At 38.0% G+C, this 20,985-nt stretch carries 23 protein-coding genes and 1 pseudogene; 12 read left to right on the top strand and 12 right to left on the bottom strand.

The features are described 5' to 3' along the window. Positions 1-46: 46 nt before the first annotated feature. From CYP54_RS07025 to CYP54_RS07015, 3 genes are read left to right on the top strand one after another with little or no spacing between them, the layout of a single operon-like run. Positions 47-475, top strand: a complete 429-nt coding sequence (locus CYP54_RS07025; protein ID WP_103604708.1) for a copper resistance protein NlpE — start codon at positions 47-49, stop codon at positions 473-475. A gap of 48 nt (positions 476-523) precedes the next feature. After that, the gene (locus CYP54_RS07020) at positions 524-1,726 is read left to right on the top strand and encodes a copper resistance protein NlpE (protein ID WP_103604707.1); all 1,203 of its coding nucleotides are present in this window, start codon (positions 524-526) and stop codon (positions 1,724-1,726) included. Between the two features lies 1 nt (position 1,727). Next, positions 1,728-2,924, top strand: a complete 1,197-nt coding sequence (locus CYP54_RS07015; protein ID WP_103604706.1) for an MFS transporter — start codon at positions 1,728-1,730, stop codon at positions 2,922-2,924. Between the two features lie 48 nt (positions 2,925-2,972). On the opposite strand, the gene CYP54_RS07010 is transcribed toward CYP54_RS07015, so the two are convergent. The 9 genes and pseudogenes from CYP54_RS07010 to CYP54_RS09915 all read right to left on the bottom strand — a co-directional run. After that, positions 2,973-3,797: a CheR family methyltransferase gene (locus CYP54_RS07010; protein ID WP_103576375.1), complete on the bottom strand. Its 825-nt coding sequence runs from the start codon at positions 3,795-3,797 to the stop codon at positions 2,973-2,975. Continuing rightward, positions 3,784-4,353, bottom strand: coding sequence for a CheB methylesterase domain-containing protein (locus CYP54_RS07005; protein WP_103576374.1), 570 nt, complete (start codon positions 4,351-4,353; stop codon positions 3,784-3,786). Before CYP54_RS07005 ends, CYP54_RS07010 begins: the two co-directional genes overlap by 14 nt. A 112-nt stretch (positions 4,354-4,465) precedes the next feature. Then, entirely contained in the window at positions 4,466-4,726 is a 261-nt protein-coding gene (locus CYP54_RS07000; RefSeq protein ID WP_021090972.1) for a FlhB-like flagellar biosynthesis protein, read from the bottom strand. Continuing rightward, positions 4,726-6,357 (bottom strand): flagellar hook-length control protein FliK, encoded by a 1,632-nt coding sequence (locus CYP54_RS06995; RefSeq protein ID WP_181001544.1) that lies wholly within the window; start codon positions 6,355-6,357, stop codon positions 4,726-4,728. Before CYP54_RS06995 ends, CYP54_RS07000 begins: the two co-directional genes overlap by 1 nt. A gap of 21 nt (positions 6,358-6,378) precedes the next feature. Next, positions 6,379-7,623 carry an MFS transporter gene (locus CYP54_RS06990; RefSeq protein ID WP_103604704.1) on the bottom strand — a complete coding sequence of 415 codons (1,245 nt, stop codon included), beginning with the start codon at positions 7,621-7,623 and terminating at the stop codon, positions 6,379-6,381. Beyond that, complete coding sequence (locus tag CYP54_RS06985) at positions 7,613-8,173, bottom strand: hypothetical protein (RefSeq protein ID WP_258033704.1); 561 nt, start codon at positions 8,171-8,173, stop codon at positions 7,613-7,615. The genes CYP54_RS06990 and CYP54_RS06985 overlap by 11 nt, the downstream gene beginning before the upstream one ends. Further along, entirely contained in the window at positions 8,124-8,402 is a 279-nt protein-coding gene (locus CYP54_RS06980) for an AtpZ/AtpI family protein (RefSeq protein WP_084108504.1), read from the bottom strand. Before CYP54_RS06980 ends, CYP54_RS06985 begins: the two co-directional genes overlap by 50 nt. Further along, positions 8,402-9,685: a glutamate-1-semialdehyde 2,1-aminomutase gene (hemL, locus tag CYP54_RS06975; RefSeq protein WP_103604702.1), complete on the bottom strand. Its 1,284-nt coding sequence runs from the start codon at positions 9,683-9,685 to the stop codon at positions 8,402-8,404. The genes CYP54_RS06980 and hemL overlap by 1 nt, the downstream gene beginning before the upstream one ends. A 266-nt stretch (positions 9,686-9,951) precedes the next feature. Beyond that, positions 9,952-10,287 (bottom strand): annotated as a pseudogene (locus CYP54_RS09915) (c-type cytochrome); the annotation flags it as partial. Positions 10,288-10,370: 83 nt separating this feature from the next. On the opposite strand from CYP54_RS09915, the gene folD reads away from it, so the two are divergent. From folD to CYP54_RS06955, 3 genes are read left to right on the top strand one after another with little or no spacing between them, the layout of a single operon-like run. Next, positions 10,371-11,222 carry a bifunctional methylenetetrahydrofolate dehydrogenase/methenyltetrahydrofolate cyclohydrolase FolD gene (gene folD / locus CYP54_RS06965; RefSeq protein ID WP_103604700.1) on the top strand — a complete coding sequence of 284 codons (852 nt, stop codon included), beginning with the start codon at positions 10,371-10,373 and terminating at the stop codon, positions 11,220-11,222. Between the two features lie 11 nt (positions 11,223-11,233). Continuing rightward, on the top strand, positions 11,234-12,139 hold the full coding sequence (gene lepB / locus CYP54_RS06960) for a signal peptidase I (protein WP_103604699.1): 906 nt from the start codon (positions 11,234-11,236) through the stop codon (positions 12,137-12,139). Next, the gene (locus tag CYP54_RS06955; protein ID WP_103604698.1) at positions 12,126-12,668 is read left to right on the top strand and encodes a site-2 protease family protein; all 543 of its coding nucleotides are present in this window, start codon (positions 12,126-12,128) and stop codon (positions 12,666-12,668) included. The genes lepB and CYP54_RS06955 overlap by 14 nt, the downstream gene beginning before the upstream one ends. A gap of 18 nt (positions 12,669-12,686) precedes the next feature. Here CYP54_RS06955 and CYP54_RS06950 read toward each other — a convergent pair whose 3' ends face one another. Further along, positions 12,687-14,072, bottom strand: coding sequence for a DUF4139 domain-containing protein (locus CYP54_RS06950; protein ID WP_103604697.1), 1,386 nt, complete (start codon positions 14,070-14,072; stop codon positions 12,687-12,689). A gap of 109 nt (positions 14,073-14,181) precedes the next feature. On the opposite strand from CYP54_RS06950, the gene rpiB reads away from it, so the two are divergent. The 6 genes from rpiB to ychF are packed head-to-tail and all read left to right on the top strand — an operon-like array spanning position 14,182 to position 18,665. Further along, on the top strand, positions 14,182-14,625 hold the full coding sequence (gene rpiB / locus CYP54_RS06945; RefSeq protein ID WP_103604696.1) for a ribose 5-phosphate isomerase B: 444 nt from the start codon (positions 14,182-14,184) through the stop codon (positions 14,623-14,625). Next, positions 14,622-14,954, top strand: a complete 333-nt coding sequence (locus CYP54_RS06940) for a hypothetical protein (RefSeq protein ID WP_002939538.1) — start codon at positions 14,622-14,624, stop codon at positions 14,952-14,954. The genes rpiB and CYP54_RS06940 overlap by 4 nt, the downstream gene beginning before the upstream one ends. Positions 14,955-14,974: 20 nt before the next feature. Continuing rightward, complete coding sequence (apt, locus tag CYP54_RS06935) at positions 14,975-15,523, top strand: adenine phosphoribosyltransferase (RefSeq protein ID WP_103604695.1); 549 nt, start codon at positions 14,975-14,977, stop codon at positions 15,521-15,523. 1 nt (position 15,524) lies between these two features. Beyond that, positions 15,525-16,130, top strand: a complete 606-nt coding sequence (locus CYP54_RS06930; RefSeq protein ID WP_021086394.1) for a DedA family protein — start codon at positions 15,525-15,527, stop codon at positions 16,128-16,130. Then, positions 16,111-17,562: a leucyl aminopeptidase gene (locus CYP54_RS06925; protein ID WP_103604694.1), complete on the top strand. Its 1,452-nt coding sequence runs from the start codon at positions 16,111-16,113 to the stop codon at positions 17,560-17,562. The genes CYP54_RS06930 and CYP54_RS06925 overlap by 20 nt, the downstream gene beginning before the upstream one ends. Continuing rightward, positions 17,562-18,665, top strand: a complete 1,104-nt coding sequence (gene ychF, locus CYP54_RS06920) for a redox-regulated ATPase YchF (RefSeq protein WP_103604693.1) — start codon at positions 17,562-17,564, stop codon at positions 18,663-18,665. Before CYP54_RS06925 ends, ychF begins: the two co-directional genes overlap by 1 nt. Before the next feature lie 463 nt (positions 18,666-19,128). Here ychF and CYP54_RS06915 read toward each other — a convergent pair whose 3' ends face one another. Both CYP54_RS06915 and CYP54_RS06910 read right to left on the bottom strand, forming a co-directional pair. Beyond that, positions 19,129-19,923 carry a phosphatidylserine decarboxylase gene (locus tag CYP54_RS06915; protein WP_103604692.1) on the bottom strand — a complete coding sequence of 265 codons (795 nt, stop codon included), beginning with the start codon at positions 19,921-19,923 and terminating at the stop codon, positions 19,129-19,131. A 1-nt stretch (position 19,924) separates the two neighbouring features. Next, positions 19,925-20,644 (bottom strand): metallophosphoesterase, encoded by a 720-nt coding sequence (locus CYP54_RS06910; protein ID WP_258033701.1) that lies wholly within the window; start codon positions 20,642-20,644, stop codon positions 19,925-19,927. Between the last annotated feature and the right edge of the window lie 341 nt (positions 20,645-20,985).

The following is a 20,985-nucleotide window of genomic DNA, read 5'->3' as shown; positions in this document are numbered from 1 at the left end:
TAAGTATTATAATACATTTTAAATTTTATTTTCAAAAAGGATTAGCATGAAAAATTTTATATTTGCACTAAGTGCGGCTCTACTTTTGGCAAGTTGTGCCTCATCTAGCCAAAACACAAACGTCCCACAAGGCAAATGTGAAGTAAAAAGTAGCTGTGAAGCTCGAATTAGCAGCATCGAGGGCACTTATAAAGCATTTTTACCTTGCGCTAGCTGCATGGGTATTGACTCACGCCTAACATTAAAAAAAGATGGCACATTTGAAAGCGTGATGGACTATAAGTCAAAAGACAACTACAAAGCCGTTAGCAAAGGCAAATACTCAATCGAAAATGGCGTGATAACAACGATTGATGAGTATAAAGAAAAGAGCTTTTATAAAATAGAAGGCGAGAACCTAAAAATGCTAGATATGGATCAAAAAGAGGTCGCTGGCGAGCTAAAAGATAAATACATCTTTAAACGCGTAAAATAAATTTTAAAGGCAAAATGATATAATTTTGCAATTTTTAAGGAGTTGCAAATGAAATATCTTTTTGCCATACTTATCTCATTTTTCATCCTTGGTTGCGCAAAAAATGAAAATTTAGAGCCAAAACAAAATACACAAAATACAGTAAAAGAAGACAAACCGCTAGTTCAGGCAAATACACCCAAAAAGCCAGAAAAGCTAATACTTCCAAACTCAATTTATAGTAGTTTTCACACTATTTTGCCTTGCCCAAATTGCGAAGGCATAAAAACTATCATTACGCTAAATAAAGATAAAACCTACACAAAAACAATGCTTACTATGGATAAAGAAATAAGCTTAGTTGAAAAAAATGGCACATTTGATGTTGATGACAGTGCTATCATTTTAAAAGATGAAAATGGCAATCTTAGCTACTTCGCGCCAAATAAAAACTCACTTCTTCAGCTTGACGATAAGAAAAATAAGCGAGTTGGCGTGCTAGCTCAAATTTATAATTTCGAGCCGGTAAATAAAGCTTACAAAGATAGTTTTTTTGCTAAATTTTATAAATTTAAAAACAAAGATAGTTTTTTAGATATCGTAATCGTACCAAGCAAAAATGGTGCGAAAATAAGTTTTTATTCATCATTAAAAAATGGCTCGCCACTTTGCGAGTTTAATTCGGAGCTAATTTACGATAAAGGAATTTTTTACCTTTTAGATGAAAAAGGCATTGCTCTAAGCATACACAGGATAAATAATGCAATTTTTCTAGTAGCAAACGATAAAATTTGTAAAAATGCTCATATAAGCGGACGATACAAAAAAGATAAAGATCAAAAAAATCTCTTTGGCAAAGGCTTTTTTGCAGAGCTGACAAACGAATCAGCAAATAGAGATGTGATAAAAATTTATGGCTCAAAAAACATAAAACGGGATAACACAAAAAAAGAAAGCAGCTACATCGTAACAAACAAAAATGAAAGAATTTTTGAATACACCTTGCTAAATGGCATTATCACAAGCATTGAAATTTACTCAAACGAGTTTAAAACTCCAGAAAATATCAGCCTTAAATCAAATTTCAAAGATATAAAAAATTCTCTTGTTATCTCTAAATTTAGTAGTGACAAAAACAATATCTATCTAAAAATAGATAGCCACGATATGCTAATCGCACTAAAGAATCCACTTACCAAAGAGATAACAAGCCTAAACGATATCCCAGATGAGACAAAGATAGAGCAAATAACGCTAATGTGGAATCAATAAGTTGAAAGGATATCTTAAACTTTTAAAAGAAGAGAAAAATTTTCGCCTCTTAAGCATCATTCAGCTTATATGCTATTTTGGCGTATGGTTTTCGCACACAGGTATTTTTACCCTTCTTATCAAGCTTGATGCTCCTGTTTGGGCGATTACGCTAAGTGCAGCGATGGCATTTGTCCCAGGTGTTGTCATAGCTCCGTTTAGTGGAATTTTAGTTGATAAATTTAGCCCAAAACCAATGCTTGTCATCATGATGACAGTTGAGACGATAAGCGTTTTCATGCTTCTTTTTATAGACTCACTTGATTTTTTATGGCTACTTTTACTCATCATTTTTGTTAGAAATGGCACTGGCGGAATGTATTTTCAAGTAGAGATGAGCGTGCTGCCAAAAATTTTAAGCAAAGAAAATCTCAAACTCGCAAACGAGATCCACTCTATCATCTGGGCGGTCTCATACACTGCTGGTATGGGGCTAGCTGGAGTTTATATACACTTTTTTGGGATAAAAAGTGCATTTTTGCTTGATGGCATACTATACATTCTTAGCTTTGGTTTTTTATACTTTTTAAATTTACAAGGTCTAAAGCCAGAATTTATAGAAAAGCCTCTAAAAATGCTCAAAAATGGGCTTAAATATCTAAAAGAAAATAGGCTCATCGTGCATCTTATATTTTTGCACGCCTTTGTTGGCATTACCGCTTATGACGCATTGATCGCACTTTTGGCTGATTACAAATATGCAAATTTACTCTCGACATCATTAATTATAGGACTATTAAATACTTCAAGATCCATTTCACTTATGTTTGCTCCAGCCATACTTAGTAAATTTATAAATAAAAATACGCTTATTTTCGTATATATCGGTCAAGGCCTTGGTATCATCATTTGGGCTTTATCGCTTTGGAATTTTTATCTATCGCTTATTGGCATTATCTTTGCTGGATTTTGCACATCAAGTCTTTGGAGCTACACTTATACAATGCTTCAACAAAACTGCAAAAAAGAATTTTATGGCCGAGTGATTGCATATAACGATATGGTTTTTCTTGGCTTTAGCGCTCTCATTTCATTTATCATTGGTCTGCTTTATGATATTGGACTTAGCGTTGAGATGATTGCGAGTTTTATGGGAAGCCTCTTTTTTGTAGGAGCTTTTTACTATCACATCGTATTAAAAAGCTACAAAATAAGGTGATTGATTTTAAATTAAGTCGCCTAAGTTAAAAGGCGACTTGGCAAATTTTTATTTTTTTAGATAGTAGGTAGTTCCATTTGAAAAGCGCTTTTCATAAGCTGGAGTGTAAGGCACAAGATCAGCGTGCCCAGCGTAAAGCCTACCATCTGGCTTAAGCAATTTATGAAGCCTCTCAACGCATTTTAATCTAAAATCATCATCAAAATAGATCATCATATTTCTTGAAAGTACGATATCAAATTTTCCTAGATTAAAAATAGCATCATCAAAAACATTTAAAATTTTAAATTCGCACCTTGGTAAATTTTCTTTTTTTATCTTAAATTTATCATCAACTTTTGTAAAAAATCTCTCTTTTTGAAAATCGCTTAATCTATGCAAGCTCCTCTCACTAAAAATACCATTTTGACAGCTTGCTATGGCTTCTGAGTTTATATCTATACCTACGATTGAAATTTCATGCTGTTTAAATCCCATCTCATAAGCAAGCATTGCAAGCGAATATGACTCATCTCCAGTAGAGCAAGGAGCACATAAAATTCTAGCTCCTCCAAGCTCCTTTGCGTAATAGATCACATCTTTAAGTTGAGGCAACTCTCTATAAAAATAAGTCTCATTTACAGTTACTAGATTTAAAATATCTTGTCGTAAGCTTGTGTTATATCTTATCATCGAAACAAGATCTTTAAAGCTTTTTATCTGGCGATCTCTAATAAAAATGGTAATTCGCTGCAACGTAATATCTCTTTTTGGCTCCAGATCAACTCCGCAAAGAGTTTTGATAACATTCATAAATTCATTAAAACTATCCATATCTTGTGGAGTATTTGTTTGCATTGTTTTTGTATCTTTTGCGTCATTAGTTAGTAGCATTTAAAAAATCCTCCAGCTCTTTTTTTATCATAGTTAGATTTAATGATTTTAAGCTTTGATTTAGCTCTTTTGCACGTTTTGGCATACCATAAACTATCGCGCTCTCTTCATTTTCAGCTATACATTTTGCTCCAGCCTTATAAAGCTTATCAAGCCCAGATGCACCATCGTCTCCGATGCCAGTTAGCAAGATAGCTAAGACATTTGCACTTTTGCAAATTCCAACTCCAGATTTAAACAACACATCAACATTTGGCGTATATATAGTCTTTTCTTCTGTATTTGGCTTTGCGCTGATTGGTAAATTTGGCGACACCACTACATTTTGTTCGCAGACATATACGGTATTTTCTTTTAAAATTTTCCTCTCATTTAAAATTTCAACATCCAAGCCACACTCTTTTCCGATTTGCATAGCAAAAGAGTTTATAAACATTTTATTCATGTGCTGGGCTATCACGATGATAGCTCCATTTAGTTTTACGTTTTTTAATAACTTTTTTAAATGCCCAGGCCCGCCAGTAGACGCTCCTATTAATATTAATTTTTGTGCCACAAATAGCCTTTAAAATTTTAATTTAATATTTAGCTTACGCCACTTTTTTGTATATCGTCAATATCCCCGCTACTCTTTATATGCCTTGCTAACTTTTAAGCAAATTTATAGATCATTTCTTTGTGATCTTATATAAAAAGCTAAAAATTTCAGCAACAGCTTTATATAAATTTGGTGGAATTTCTTGATCAACTTCAACCTTGCTTAAAATTTCAATAAGATCAGGATCCTCTTTGATCGGTATATCATGTTCTTTTGCAAGATCAATTATTCTATTTGCTATCTCACCAGCGCCACTAGCCAGCACTCTTGGAGCATTATCTTTAGATCTGTTGTAGCCAAGAGCTACTGCTTTTTTCTTATTTACTTGCATTAAATTTTCTTATCAAAGCCCACATCAAGGCCGCCAAATTTTTTAAATCTATCATTTAGCTTTACTTTTGACAAAGTTTTGATATTAAAGTTTGAAACTATAAGTCCAAGCTTTGATATTGCTTGTTTTAATTCGCTAGAGTTTGAGAGGATTAGCTCCTTAAACTCATTTGTTTGCGTAGCTACCGAGAGATCAATATACCTTTTATCAATAAGTCCAACCATCACGTTTATCTGTCCAAATTTCTTAAAATTTAGATCGATCTGAGCGTAAAATTTATCCTTTTTGCCTTGCTTAAATGCGATATTTCCACCCTCAACGCCGTCCCAAATATAAGGCATATAGGTTTGAATCCCGCCTTGAAGGCTTGATATCATTTGATGCATCTCAATCTGCGAAATCATCTTATTTGCAGCATTTACGCTTTGCGGATTTTGACTCTTTTCACTGATATTTAAAAGCGTACTTTTTATATCTTGGCTTAGCACCTTTGAAATTTCGCTGCTATTTTTAGTCGTAATATTATTTATATCGTTTGTAGCGAGATTTAACTGCTTTAAAAGTGCCTTGCTCTCAATTAGCTCATTTTTAGCCAAACTTGCCTTAGCATCAACAAGACTTAGGCTATGAGCAAGACGTCTCGCCGCGCTTTGGAGCTTATCTTGCAAGCTGCCATCCTTTGAAACATCGCTCATCTCATTAAACGCTTTTACAAGCCCTGCTTCATCGCCTATATTATTTAGCGTTTTTAGATCGTTTTTTATGCTATCAAGGATAGTTTTTAGCTCTTTGTGATTTTGGCTAAAACCAAAATTTTGATTTAGCTTTTCATTTGCTAGGCTTGCGACTTTCTCGCTTAAATTTGAGATGAAATTTTGCATTTTGCCTATTTGATTTTTTACTAGCTCGCCATTTTGATCTTTTGAAAAATTTTTATCTAAAAATTTAACCACACTATCAAGCTTATCAACATCTTTTAAAAGCGTTTTTATGTTTGAGTTATCAAGGATGTTTTTTGCGTCATTGCTCGCTTTTTCAAGTATAGAAGCAAGTTTTGAAAAAGAGTTTTGATTGTCTAATTTTTCATCATTTAGGGTTAAAATTTGATTTAGCAAATTCCCGCTTGAGAGATTTTTTATATCGCTTAGTAGCTTCTGAACCGAGCTTGGAAGCTTCTCTGGACTAAGTGCATCTTTTAAATTTGCTTCAAGCATTACGCCTGAGTTTTTGATCTGGTCATTTAGTGAGCCAGCTTTTAGATCGGCTATTGGTTTTAGAAATTCCTTTAGTTTTAGTGCAAGGCTCTTTATCTCAGGGCTTTCATTTTGCGTTGCTTCTGCTTCTAAGCTTTTTGCAAGGTCTGATAGCTCGCCTGCTAAATTTGGAGCGATTTTCGTATCTTTTGCCTGAGATAAAATTTGTTCAGCCTTGCTAAGACTTGAAGCACTTTTTAGATCATCAAGCATTCTTGCAACGAGTTTTCCAACATTATCAAGTGTCTCTGAAACGCTCTGCTCACTAGGCGTTTGTACGCTTGGCTGATTTTTAAAAAGCGAGCCTTCATTTTTACGAACTGGCACATTTTGAGTAGTATTTTGCCCGGTTTGAACCGAAGTGTTTGATATATTCAAAGAATTTCCTACGTCCATTTTTTACTTTTTATTTTTTCTATCGGCAAAATTTCCATTTTGCTCAATAGTAGCTATGCCAGCCGTCCTTGCAACGAGCCTATCGTTGTACTCTTTTCTCATGTGCTGTGGTATTGTCTTTTGTGTTATTGCAAATAAAATAAGTCCAGCAAAAAGCACCAAATAAACATAAATAAAACCAAACGAACCAAAAATTTTCATCGCATAGCTCATAAGAAGTGGCGAGAAAAGCGAGGCAAAAGAGTAGCTAAAAAGCAGTGCACGTGCTACTTGAACGCTCTTTGCCTTGTCTGTGATCTCGTCGTTTGCTCTAGCCAGAGAAAGTCCATATGTGCAAAAAATACCACCGCCAAAGAAAAATGAAAGAATGTATTGAATGCTTAGGTTGTTGCCATTTAATAAAAATAAAACCGCACTCACCAAAGCCACGCTACTGCATAAAATTAAGGCTGGCCTTCTTCCGTATTTATCAGAAAAACCTCCGATAAAAATCTGAGCCAAAAAGCCCCCTATCATCGCAACAGTCATAAAAAATGATGCTTCCTTTGCGCCGTATCCTTGAAGTATGATAAAGAGGCTTGCCATCGAGAAAAAACCATTTATCGCTAGGCCCGCAATGAGAGCCCCTACAAGAGCTAGTGGGACTATGCCAAAAATTTTTGGGATATTTATGGGCTGACGCTCTGGGATTTGAGGCTGATTTATGCGGATTAAATTTAGTGGAATGCTTGAGAGCATGATAAAAGCTGCACTTATTATAAAAATTTCAAATACACTAAGATCAAGGGCCAAGATCAAAATGCCTAGTCCAAAACTGGTGTAAAAAACGCCTTCATAAAAAGCTATCACACGAGATCTTATTTTATTTGGAATTTTTGCATTTAGCCAGCTTTCTATAACCATTAAAAGCGCATAATAACAATACCCCAAAAACACCCTTAATAATGCCCAAAAGATCAAATTTTGACTGATGGCATGAAGCATGGCTGAGACTGCAAAAATGGCTGAAAAGATGGCAAATGCTCTGATGTGCCCAGTAGTTGAGATGACTCTGTGAGCTGTAATGGTGCTAATTAACGCACCCACAAAAAAGCCTGTATTGATTAATCCAATCTCTAGCTCACCCACTCCATTTTGCTTAAGCAGTGCACTACAAGATGCGATGACTAGGCCATTTCCGATAAAAAGTAAACTCATGCCTAAAAATAGTGGCCCCATCGAACGGATGATCCTAAAGCTACTTGCCATTAGTATCCTTTGCGGTATTAAATTTATTCTCCATAAGCCCAAAAATAAATGCACCAATAGGCATCGGAGCAAGCCCCACTAAAAAGCCAGGCACATTTAGTAAATTTTCATTTCTTAAAAATAAAAATCCCAAGAATAATGCTGCATAAGCCACCAAGCGGTAAGGCATAAATGCTACCACATAACTCTTATCCTTAAATGAAAATTTCTGCTTTTTTAGCCTTGTTTTCTCATCCTTTAGGTTAAATTCTTTTATCTCTTCTTGAAGAGAAATTTCATCCTCCTCATCCTCGTCCTCTTCTTTTATTGTGGCTAAAATTTCATCTCTTGCATTTTCTAGCCTTGAGTTTATACGGTTTTTATAGGCAAAAAAACTAGCCGTTAGGATGATAAGCGAGGCAAAAAATGAAATTTGCGAGCTTATAAAAAATTGATTTGATATAAATTTGCCAACCACGCTAAGAGCTAGCCAAAGCGCAAAATAGCAAATCAAAAGTCTACTAATCGTCCTCATCATCGTCTTTTGTGTAGCCTTTATACCTACTTTCATCTTTTAGCTCATCTAGGCTTTTTATCTGTGCTTTGTAAGCTTTATAGACATTTAAAATAGCAGCTGCAATGCCAATAGCAAAGCCTATCCAAAGAGCTGGTGTGAAATTTGTAGCCTTTTTTACAAAATACCCTAGCCCAGTGCCAAGCAAGATCGCAACTACGATTGAAACGCCAAGGCTTAGTTGCTCAGCACCTGCTACGATATCTTTTATCTTAAATTTTGCCATTAGGCTTTTATCTCCAAAAACGCCTCTTTAGCTGCGCTTACCGCTAGATCGATATCGGTTTCATTCATCGCATCGCAGACAAATCCCGTCTCAAACTGACTTGGCGCTAGATAAATTCCGCGTTTAAGCATCGCTTGGTGAAATTTAGCAAATAGCTTTGTATCGCTCTTTAACGCATCGTCGTAGTTTTTCACGGCGTGATCTGTAAAAAAGTAGCCAAACATAGAGCCACAAACATCAGTTTGGATGGTGATGCCAGCACTCTTTGCAGCCTCTTTAAAGCCGTCCATTAGTTTTTTAGCTAGTTTTTCAAGTCTAGCATATAAATTTGCGTCGCTATTTATCTTAGAAATAGCCGCTATGCCAGCACTCATCGCTACTGGGTTGCCACTTAGCGTGCCTGCTTGATAGACAGCGCCATCTGGGCTTAAGCAGTCCATTATCTCAGCTTTACCCCCAAATGCAGCGACGTTCATGCCTCCGCCTATAACCTTGCCAAATGTGATGAGATCAGCGTCCACCTCATGAAATGGATATGAGCCAAGGCGTGAGGCTCTAAAGCCACTCATAACCTCATCAAGGATAAGCACAGCGCCAAATTTATCGCAAAGCGCTCTAAGCTCCTCTAAAAATTTCTTATCAGCTGGCACAAGCCCCATATTTCCAGCGATAGGCTCGATTATGACGACACCGATTTTGTCTTTATTGTTCTCAAAAATGGCTTTTACGCTCTCGATGTCGTTGTAGATAGCTAAAAAAGTGTTTTTCACAACATCTTGTGGCACGCCGCTGCTTGAAGCGTTGCCGTATGTCGTAGCACCACTTCCTGCTTTGATAAGAAGTGCGTCGCTGTGTCCGTGGTAGCAGCCTTCAAATTTTATTAGACCATCTTTTTTAGCATATCCTCTAGCCACTCTGATAGCGCTCATGGTAGCCTCTGTGCCAGAGCTAACGAAGCGAATTTTATCTATTTGTTTAAACTCATCGCATATTAGCTTTGCTAGAGTGGTCTCTTTTGGAGATGGCGCGCCGTAAGATACGCCTTGTTTTACAGCAGAGATGATCGCTTCTTCGATATCTTTGTCGCAGTGACCAAAGATGAGCGGTCCCCAGCTTTGGATGAAGTCAAGGTATTTTTTACCCTCGATGTCGTATAGATAAGCTCCCTTTGCGTGATCGATCATTACAGGCTCACCACCAACACTTCCAAATGCACGAACAGGCGAATTTACACCACCTGGGATATATTTTTTGGCTTCGCTAAATGCCTCTTTATTTGTCATTTTTTATCCTTTTGATTTTGTGTTTTTAAATTTGTTTTTTGATTATCTTTTGGGTTTGTAGCTGGTTTTACTGCTGACTTTGGTGCTTGCGTAGTAGCGGTTTTTGCTGACTCAGCTGGCTTAGCTGTGGTAGTTTTAGCTGGTTCTGCTGGTTTTGTAGCAGGGGCGGCTTTAGCAGGTTGCTCTGGCTGTTTTTGCGTAGCAGCAGGTGCGACTGGCTTGGCTAAATTTTGTGTTTTTGGCGCTTTTGCAGGAGGTTTCATCTGATTTGTGATGTATTCATAAAGGATGGTCGTCTCCTCGTCTGTTAAAAAGTAGCTTGGCATGACGCCTTTTGGTTTTGTAAGAGCTGCTTTAAAGCTTTCAAAATCTATATCGTTTATCTTTGGCGCTCTAAGCTCGTCATCGACCGTTTTGTTTGTTTTTTTGTCAAAGTGCTTGTATTTAGAGATTAGGCTGCCCTCGCCCTTTGCGCCGTGACATTTATCACAGCCTATGCCACGTGGATTTAGGTAGAGCATCTTGGCGTACTCGGTCTTTGTGATAAAATCAGCACCAAAAATCGCCACGCAAAAAAGCAAAATCAAAAAAACAGACCTCATAAACCTCTCTTTTAAAAATTTAATTTATTTTTAGGTATGATACCACCCTTGTGATTAAAAAAGCTTTTAAGTAAGGATCGAATATGAAAATTTTAGACGGAAAAGCCGTATCTTTAAAGGTCAAAGAAAGCGTAAAAGTAAGAGCTGATGAGCTAAAGAAATTTGGTATCGAGCCAACCTTAGCCGTCGTCTTAGTCGGCGAAGATAAGGCATCTCAAACATACGTTAGAGCCAAAGAGAAAGCCTGCAACGAATACGGCATAAAAAGCGTGGCTCACCGTCTAAGTGAAAATACAACCCAAAATGAGCTACTTGCACTTATAAACGTGCTAAATTTAGATGATAGCATCCATGGCATCTTGGTTCAGCTACCACTGCCAAAGCACATCGATACAAACGTCGTGCTCGCAGCGATCGATCCACGAAAAGATGTAGATGGCTTTCACGCTGTAAATGTTGGCAAGCTCGTTAGCGGACTTGAAGGCTTCGTGCCTTGCACACCCCTTGGCGTGATGGAGATTTTAAAAGAGTATGGCATAGAAGTAGCTGGACTAAATGCAGTGGTGATTGGCAGAAGCAACATCGTTGGCAAACCTATGGCAAATTTACTCCTAAATGCCTCTGCAACGGTTACTGTGACACACAGCAAGACTAAAAATTTAAAAGAAATTTGCAAAAATGCTGACCTCATCGTTGCAGCCATTGGCAAGCCATTTTTCTTAAAGGCTGACATGGTAAAAGATGGCGCAGTAGTCGTTGATGTGGGCATAAACAGACTTGATGATGGCAGGCTTGTGGGCGATGTGGATTTTGACGAGGTCGCACCAAAATGCTCATACATCACGCCTGTTCCTGGCGGCGTTGGCCCGATGACCATAGCCATGCTTTTAAACAACACAATCCTTGCTGCACAAGCAAAGATAGCTAAAAATTAAAGAGTGAGATAATGAAGAGAGCTTTTACTAAATTTTATGACTTTTGCTCGAGCTGGACAGGCACGGTTATCATCGTTTTGCTTGTCATTTTCTTTGTAGCTCAAGCCTTTGTAATCCCGTCTGGTTCGATGAAAAATACGCTTTTGGTTGGTGATTTTTTATTCGCTAAAAAATTTGTTTATGGTATACCAACACCAAGAATTCCATGGCTTGAGGTAAAAATTTTACCCGAGCTAAATGACAATGGGCATCTTGCAACAGGTGATGGTCCGGCAAGAGGCGATATAGTCGTCTTTCGTTATCCAAAAGATGAAAAGACCCACTTTGTAAAACGTTGCTTTGCCACAAGCGAAGATGAGATAGTATTTACCGAAAAAGCCTTGTATTTGCGTCCAAAAGAGGGAGATAGCTTTATAAAGGCAAACTGCCGTGAAAATTTAAATGGTAAAGAGAGTAAATTTGGCTACTCATGTAGCGATATAACCGAGCTTGATGGCAAACTTTTCATAAAAGAGCCATATAGATTTAGCGGCATCCACTACGATGAAAATGTAAATTTATTTGAGCAGATGATTTTCATGCTAAATACAAACAAAGATAGTGTTTTTATGAAGCCAGTGTCCATTAGCTCACTTCCTCAAAATCCAAATTTTAACTTTAATGCATTTTACGTCAAAGTGCCAAAGGATGAGTACTTTATGATAGGCGACAACCGCGATCACTCAAATGATAGCCGTTTTTGGGGAAGCGTGGCTTACAAGGACATAGTCGGACAGCCTTGGTTTATATATTTTAGCTGGGATAAGAACTACAATGTGCGTTGGGAGCGTATCGGACGCTTTGTGGATACGATAGAAAACGATGAGTTTTTTACAAAACAAGCTCTAAAAGAAGGCGAAGTAGATGGGCTTCATTGATAACATAGACATAGTCAAAGTCGCCACTATCGTCATCTCTTTAATAATCGCCATCGTAGGCCACGAGATCGCTCACGGATATGTCGCTTATAAATTTGGCGACAACACCGCAAAAAGCCTTGGCAGACTTAGTATAAATCCCATAAAACACATCGATCTTGTTGGCACTATCATCGTGCCACTGGTGCTTTATCTAAGCACTGGCATGATGTTTGGCTGGGCAAAACCAGTGCCTGTAAATACCTACACAGTCGTGCGAAATGGCGGCTACAAGGCAGCTATCTACGTAAGTCTAGCTGGCATTTGCTACAACATCATCTTAGGCATCTTGTCGCTTTTTGTGCTAAAGGCTTTATTAAATATAGAAACCTTTGAAATTTTACTTCAGTTTTTATTTACGCTTGCGCTTTTAAATTTGATGTTAGCCATCTTTAACCTCATCATCATCCTCATCTCGCCTTTAAAAGATACTATATTTTATCCGACAAGATATGTTTTAGATATCGCAAGCGCCTTTATAAATGGCTAAATTTAGAGCAAATTTGCTCTAAATTTTTGGCTTTGTGATCTTATAAGAGTACTCTTTTTTAAATTCCTCTTTTGGAGCAAGGCTAAATTTAAGCTCCACCTTGCCATCTTTGTTGATATCTTTTTTGTCAAAGCCCTTTAGCTCGACCTTTACCGCCTCATCAGCAGATACTGGCACGCGATCAACCAAAGTGACATCGACACTTTTACTTGAGTTATTTTTGACTCTTATCTCATAGCCCTCTTCGCTTATGTGCTCCTTGCCAAGAAGCGAGCTCTTTTTAAATTTATTTAATCGCTCTTTTTTAAGCTCGATTAGCTCGTTTTGTCCCAAAAATAGCTGAGATGGCTCATCTTTTGCTTTCATCTCAAACTCGCCAGGACTACCGACACTCACACCATTAACATAAAACTGCGTTTTAGCTGGCGTTAGGTCGTCATTTAGCTTAAAGCTAGCTACATTATATGCCTTTAGCGAGCCATAAAAATCAGCAAAAATACTAAAATTTGCATCCATTTTTTGCGTGTCATAAGTTATATATTTGCTCTCGCCTTTTGCTAAATTTATCCCATCTATCTTCCAAATTTTAGCAAACTCATTTTCATCTCTTTGCACACGCATATCAGCGACCTCAGCAGTGACTTTCGCAGCTCTTAGCATATTTTTTGAAGCGCTATATCTAGCAGCTTCTGCCTCACTCTCCTCATACCAAGGATAAAAGCTACTTGGAGCAAGCGCCTTTTGATATCTGGTTGGGTAGATAGCGAGCTTTAAATTTTTAACATCGCTTGCAAAAGGGTTGGTGAGCAAAATTTCTTGTTTTATCAAGATATTTTTGTTTTTCATATCTGCATAAATTTCATTTAGCGTCTTTGGGGCCTCGTCATCCATATATGAAAGCGTCGCCTCTTTTGGGCTGCAAGCAAATTTCATATCAAGCTGCAAAAATCCAGCCATCTCGCTTTTTGGCTCATTTTCTTTAAGCGCTTCAAGCTCGCTTTTAGCAGCTGAAATTTTCTCGATATTTTCTAGGCTAAATTTATAAAACTCATCAGCTCTTTTTGTCACGTCGTTACTTTTATCTTCTCCTACCAAAGCTTGTTCTATAAACCTGCCTCTTGCATTTAGCGCCTCAAGTTTATTATTTAAATTTATAACTTCTTGTTTCCATTTTATGTAACTTTGGCTACTTTCTTCGCTAATCTTTTTTAGATTAGCATTCGCGTCACAATCCCCATTTATAGTGATGCTCTCGCTCTCCACGCCCTCTGGCACAAAGGCACTAAAAGAGCTGTTTGCGTCACTAAATTTTTGAGTGATAATGGTTTGATCTGTGTAGATCTCTATTAGATTTTCATTTGCAAAGGCTAGCGTAGAAGCCACTAAAAAGAGTGCTTTTTTCACATTTTCTCCTTTAAATTTTTGGTAAATTATAGCTTCATTTTGGCTGAGAGTAAAATTTTATTTTAATGCAACTTTGACTATAATCAACAAAAAATTTAACGGACTTTTCATGAAGATAGACAAAGTTTTCTTAGCTAGCGATCACGCTGGTTTTGAGCTAAAAAACGAGCTTAAAGAGGCCATTAAAGGGCTTGGATACGAAGTGGTTGATCTTGGTGCAAACGATAAAAATAGCGTTGATTACCCTGATTATGCGCATTTGTTAGCAAGCAAGCTTGAGCCTAACTGCTACGGCGTGCTAGTTTGTGGCACAGGCATAGGCATCTCAATCGCCGCAAACAGGCATGAAAACGTAAGGTGTGCCCTTTGTCACGACGAATTTACCGCAAGGCTTGCCAGAGAGCACAATGACGCAAATGTCATCGCTTTTGGCGCAAGGGTTATCGGCGCAGGCGTTGCTATCTCGGCGGTAGAAGCCTTTTTAAAGACTGAGTTTGCAGGTGGCAGACACGAAAGAAGAGTCAAAAAAATCGAGCTTGAGGCAGGCAAATGATAGGCGAGTGGATCGTTTTTACCGCTCTTGTTTGTGCCGCGATCTACCTAACCGTCATGGTTTTTTACTTCAAAACGCTTCTTAAAAAAGAGCGTGCGACAAAAGATTTTATGAAAAATAACCTCCAAGACACCGAGGTCGTCATAAGAAAATTTCAGATCCAACTTCAACGAAGCCTCGGCAACATCGACATCTTAACAGACGAGCTAAACAAAACTAAAAACGACGTGACCTCGCTTCGCACAAGAAATTCCCAGTACCGCCTAGAAAACGACAAGCTAAGACAACGCATACGTGAGCTTGAAGGCAAGATCGAAGCGCTACTATAACCTCAAATTTAAGGAAATTTATGAAAATTTTAGATCAAAAAGGCAAAGAATTTTTACTAAACTCTATTCGCTGCATAAATGATTTTCCAAAGCCTGGCATAGTTTTTCGCGACATCACTACGCTACTAAACAACAAAGAGGCATTTAACTTTTTGATAGATCATTTAGTGGCGAGATATGAGGGTGCAAATATCGACTACATCGCTGGCATCGAGTCACGTGGCTTCATCTTTGGCGCGGCACTTGCGGCAAGGCTAAGGCTGCCTTTTGTGCCTATTCGCAAGCCAAAAAAACTGCCTTTTATCACGCTTTCTCAAAAATATAGCCTAGAGTATGGCGTCGATGAAGTTCAAATTCACATCGATGCTTTTGGAGAAAAAGCGGGCGCTAGAGTGCTTTTGATGGATGATCTCATAGCCACTGGAGGCACCGCAAAGGCTTCAGTTGAGCTTATCAACCAAACTAACGCAACCTGCGTTGAAGCTTGCTTTCTCATAGATCTAGTCGATCTAAAAGGGAGCGAAAAATTAAAGTCGCTTACTAAAATTTATAGCGTTTTAGAGGTTTAGAATGGAAGAATTTTTCATAGAACTGCTTAAAGAGTACGGCTACATCATACTTTTTGTCTGGTGTATCATGGAAGGCGAGATGGCCTTAATAATGGCTGGAATTCTCGCTCACACCACGCACATGCATATCGCACTTGCTATCTTTGTGGCTGGACTTGGAGGCTTTGTGGGAGATCAAATTTACTTCTACCTTGGCCGTTACAATAAAAAATACATCGCAAAAAGGCTTCACACGCAGCGGAGAAAATTTGCAGTGGCGCACATAATGCTGAAAAAATACGGTTGGCCGATCATCTTTTTGCAACGCTATATGTATGGCTTTCGTGTCATCATACCGCTTTGCATAGGACTTACTGGCTATGACGCTAAAAAATATGCCTTTATAAATTTAATCAGCGCTTGGTGCTGGGCGGCGATCACCACCATACCTGCTTGGATACTTGGCGAGCATATATTAGTGCTACTTCAAAAAGCAAAAGAGCACTGGTATGTCGCTATCCCAGTGGTTGCCATATTTATGGGGCTTTTGATCTATGCATTTAAGCGCATCGAAAATAAAATTTTAAACGAAAGGAGAGATAGAAGACATGCAGTTTCAAATAGTTGATAAAAAATTAAAAGATATAAAAGCTGATATTGAACTAATTTTCGTAGTAGATAAGGACTTAAAACATAAATTTATAGGCGATAAAGAGGCTATTAAATTTAATAATTACAAAGGTGAGAGTGTCCTTGTCCTAAGCGAGGCAAAAAGGGCTTACGTGCCACTTTTTAAGCTTGATCTTGACGAGCTTAGAGTTGCAGCTGCTAAAGCTTATAACGCACTAAAGTCGCTAAATATTAAGAGCATAAAGTTAGCTTCTTACATAGCGGAGTGTCAAAAACTAAGCTTTGAGGCGCTAGCTGAGGGCTTTTTGCTTGGAAGTTATGAATTTAACAAGTATAAAGAGAAAAAAGAGAAATACACCCTTAAAGAGATCATCTTTTCTACTGAAGAATTTGCTGGCAAAAAGGTCGATCTAAAAGCTGCAAATGATGGCTTTAAAGAGGCAGAGATAATAGCAAGTGCTACAAATTTTGCAAAAGATATCGTAAATGAAATCCCAGAAATTTATACACCACAAAAGATGGCCGAGGATGCGCAAAATTTAGCCAAAAACATCGCAAGCATAAAGTGCGAGGTCTATGACGAGAAATTTCTAGCAAAAGAAAATATGAACGCATTTTTGGCGGTAAATCGCGCAAGCGTGCATAAACCAAGGCTCATCCACCTAACTTACAAGCCTAAAAAACCTAAAAAACGCATTATCTTTGTTGGCAAAGGCCTAACATACGATAGCGGTGGCCTTAGCTTAAAGCCGGCTGATTATATGCTAACGATGAAATCAGACAAAAGCGGTGCAGCAGCAGCTCTTGGCATCATAAAAGGTGCGGCGGAGCTAAATTTACCATTTGAAATTCACGCCATTTTGGGTGCAACTGAAAATATGATCGGTGGTAACGCCTACAAACCTGATGACGTGCTTATTTCAAGAAGTGGCGTTAGCATAGAGGTGAGAAACACCGACGCAGAGGGACGTTTGGTGCTGGCTGACTGCCTAAGCTACGCGCAAGACTTTAAGCCAGACATCTTAATTGACATGGCAACCCTAACTGGCGCTTGCGTCGTGGGACTTGGCGAGTACACAACAGGCATCATGGGTAACAGCGAGAACCTAAAAAACGAGTTTAAAAACAAGATAAAAGATAGCGGCGAGCTAGCAACTACGCTTGATTTTAACCCTTATCTTAGCGAGCTTATCAAAAGCCAGATCGCAGACGTTAGCAACTGCGCCTCAAGCAGATATGGCGGCGCAATCACAGCTGGTATGTTTCTAGCTAAATTTATCAAGGACGAGTATAAAGATAAGTGGCTACACCTCGACATCGCAGGCCCAGCGTACCGCGAAAAGGCATGGGGGTACAACCAGACAGGTGCGAGCGGGGCTGGCGTGAGGATGAATTTATACTTTTTACAAGCACTTGGCAAGGAGAATTGATGGGACTTTCAGTTGGAATCGTAGGCCTACCAAATGTGGGCAAATCAACGACATTTAACGCACTTACAAAGGCGCAAAACGCCGAGAGCGCAAACTATCCGTTTTGTACGATCGAGCCAAACAAAGCCATCGTGCCAGTGCCTGATAAGCGTCTAAATGAGCTTGCAAAGATAGTTAATCCTAATAAAATTCAGTATTCAACCATCGAATTTGTCGATATCGCTGGTCTTGTGAAAGGTGCAAGCTCTGGTGAGGGACTTGGTAATAAATTTTTATCAAATATCAGAGAAACCGAGCTTATTTTGCATATCGTTCGCTGCTTTGAAGATGAAAATATCACCCACGTCGAGGGTAGCGTCGATCCAGTAAGAGACATCGAGATCATCCAAACCGAGCTAATATTAGCTGATATCGAGCAGCTAAACAAAAAAGTAGAAAAGCTCACAAGAGAAGCAAAAGCAAATGCAAAAGGTGCGAAAGAGGCACTTGAGATAGCAAATTTACTTTTGGCTCACCTAAATGAAGGCAAAAGTGCAAGTAGCTTTGAGCAAAGAGATAGCGAGGCGTTTTTGGCGTTAAATAGAGAACTAAGACTTTTAAGCGCCAAAGAGGTAGTTTATGGTGCGAACGTCGATGAAGAAGGACTTAGCGAAGATAATAAATTTGTAAAAGCGCTAAAAGAGTATGCAAAAGCCTCAGATCACGAGGTGATCAAGCTTTGCGCTAAAGTAGAAGAGGAGCTAATAGGCCTAAGCGATGAGGAGGCTCACGAGTTTTTGGCATCTCTTGGCACGAGTGAGAGCGGACTTGAAAAGATCATCAAAACGTCTTTTGCAAAGCTAAATTTGATAAGCTATTTCACCGCTGGCGTCGTGGAAGTAAGGGCTTGGACGATCACAAATGGCTGGAAAGCGCCAAAAGCAGCAAGCGTCATCCACAACGACTTTGAGAGGGGCTTTATCAGAGCCGAAGTGATAAGCTATAACGACTACATCGCACATGGCGGCGAAAACGGAGCCAAAGAGGCTGGCAAGATGAGGCTTGAAGGCAAAGACTACGTCGTACAAGATGGCGATGTTATGCACTTTAGGTTTAATATTTAAATTTAGCCCTCTTTTGGGCTAAATAGTCAAAATTTACACATAAAAATATTTAAGTCTTGGGTTGTAAGACGATTTTAAACTTCCTTATTATAGTTAATAAAAATTCTTTTAAAAAATATACTAAGTTATCTTATGTCTTATTAATAATTTTTATTGATACATAAGCTTCTCTATACAAGTAATGATGTAAATGCCATCTCCGGCTTTGTGATATAAATATGGGTTTTATAAGTAAAGATAATAGCTTAGTTGCAGAGGTTGATGGCTCAATGAAGAACACAATTAAAGCAAGAAAGATTTCGATAGATAAAATAATGCACTCATTATATTTTACAAGCTTTCATACCTAATACTATTTTAAGCTCATATTATATATGGATATATGAAAAAACCACCAAAATCTAAGCAAATAGGACACCGGCCAAGTAGGGTATAAAAAATTTTACTCATATGCCTAGCGTATTTATTTTATTATTCCGATGGTCTCAGCAAATTTAAGCTCTTTATTTTCAAAGAGATTGTATTCGATCGCATCTTTTTCGCTAAGTATCACGATAGTTGAGCCAAGCTCGAAATTCCCAAGGCGTTCACCCTTTTTGATATGTAAATTTCCATACTCGTAAATTTGTGTAAAATTTGCCATCGCATTTGTCTGTATACGCTCATCAAAACAAAATTTCATCTTTCCGACATTTAGCGCACCTACAAAAACAAGCCAAAGTTTCTTACCATTTTTTATCTCACAAAATAGCGCTACGCGTTCGTTCTTTGTATAAAGGCTGTCTACTTTTGCAAGCCATTTTGCAGCCACGCTGTAAAGTTTACCCGGAATATATATGGCTTTTTTAATGGCAATATCGCAAGGCGCATGATAATGATGATAATCTTTTGGGCTAAGATAAATATTTGCAAAGTCATATTCGCCCTCAAGCTCACTCTGCCCCAATAGCTCACTTACACTATACTCCATGCCTTTTATGCTAAAGGCCTTTAGTTCCTTTGTGCTACCAAAACTAAGACAAGTACCATCAACTGGGCTTATAAACATCTCATCTGCTGCATCAAAATCTCTTGGTTTTATGAGCCTTCTAGTAAAAAGCTCATTTAAATTTTTATATTCATTTGCTGGCTTAAACTCGCTCATATCTATCTTAAACAGCTTTATGTAAAAAGAATTTATGGCTTCTTGAAGTGGTTTGAAAAAGTTAATCTTTGCAACCTTTCCAAAAATTTGAGAAAACAGATTGTCTTTATTCATTTTATTCCTTACTTAAATTTAATATTGCAATCTCACTTGGAGCAAAAATTCTAACAGGAGGCCCCCAAAATCCAGCACCACTGCTAACATAAGCTTGCATTTTATCATTAATCTTATAAAGCCCATGTAAAAATCCCTGATCAAGTAAGACCAAAAGACCAAAAGGAAAAATTTGACCAGCGTGTGTATGACCGCAAAGCACCAGATCAACGTCTTGCTGCATTGATTTTATAAATTTTGGCTGATGAGAGAGCAAGATAGTAGGTAGCGATGGGTCACGTCCTGTCAATGCCTCATCTAAATTTGGCTCTAAATGCTTAAACCTAATGCCAGCCAAATCGTAAACGCCAGCTAGATTTATACTCGCAATTTTTTTGTTTTTATTACCTAAAATTTCTATGCCAAGAGAACTGATTTTTTCTAAAATACCATCTATCCCGTGATAATACTCATGATTGCCAGGGACGTAAAATGTACCATAAGTACTTCTTAGATATCTTAAGGGATCAAGAAAATCGCCAATAGACTGCGCACTCACATCGACAAGGTCTCCAACTATCACAACAATGTCTGGTTTTGCTAAATTTATATCACTAACAAGCTTTGCCATAAAATCTTTTTGCAAAAACTCGCCAATATGTACGTCCGTTATCATGGCTATTTTTAGGTTGCTTTGTAAATTTTTTATTTTTATATCTATTTGCCTTACCTTTGGTGGCATTAAAGCGTTGAAAATACCTTTTAAAAAACAAGCAATTACAAAAATGACAAATGTAATATCAAAGCAAAATTTTATAAATTTTCGTCTTGTTGGACTAAAGCTACTTTTAGAAAAAATGCTACGTAAAATATCGTAAAATAGACTAACAGCAAACAAAAATAGTGAAAAACCTATGCTTGCAAAGAAAGGCTGGCTAGGAAAGATCAAGGTAAACGACCCAAAGACCGGCAAAGAAAAAGAAATTTACGTAGGCAATAGGCGGCTAAGGACTATATTTAATACCAACATGAGAACGGCTTACGCCAAGGCTAGGTATGAAAGCCAGATGCAAAGCCTAGGCG

Origin of the sequence: Campylobacter concisus, from assembly GCF_002914005.1 — a bacterium.
Classification (GTDB): domain Bacteria; phylum Campylobacterota; class Campylobacteria; order Campylobacterales; family Campylobacteraceae; genus Campylobacter_A; species Campylobacter_A concisus_N.
The sequence above is the reverse complement of the archived record's forward strand: the minus strand, read 5'-3'. Positions and strand labels throughout refer to the sequence as shown.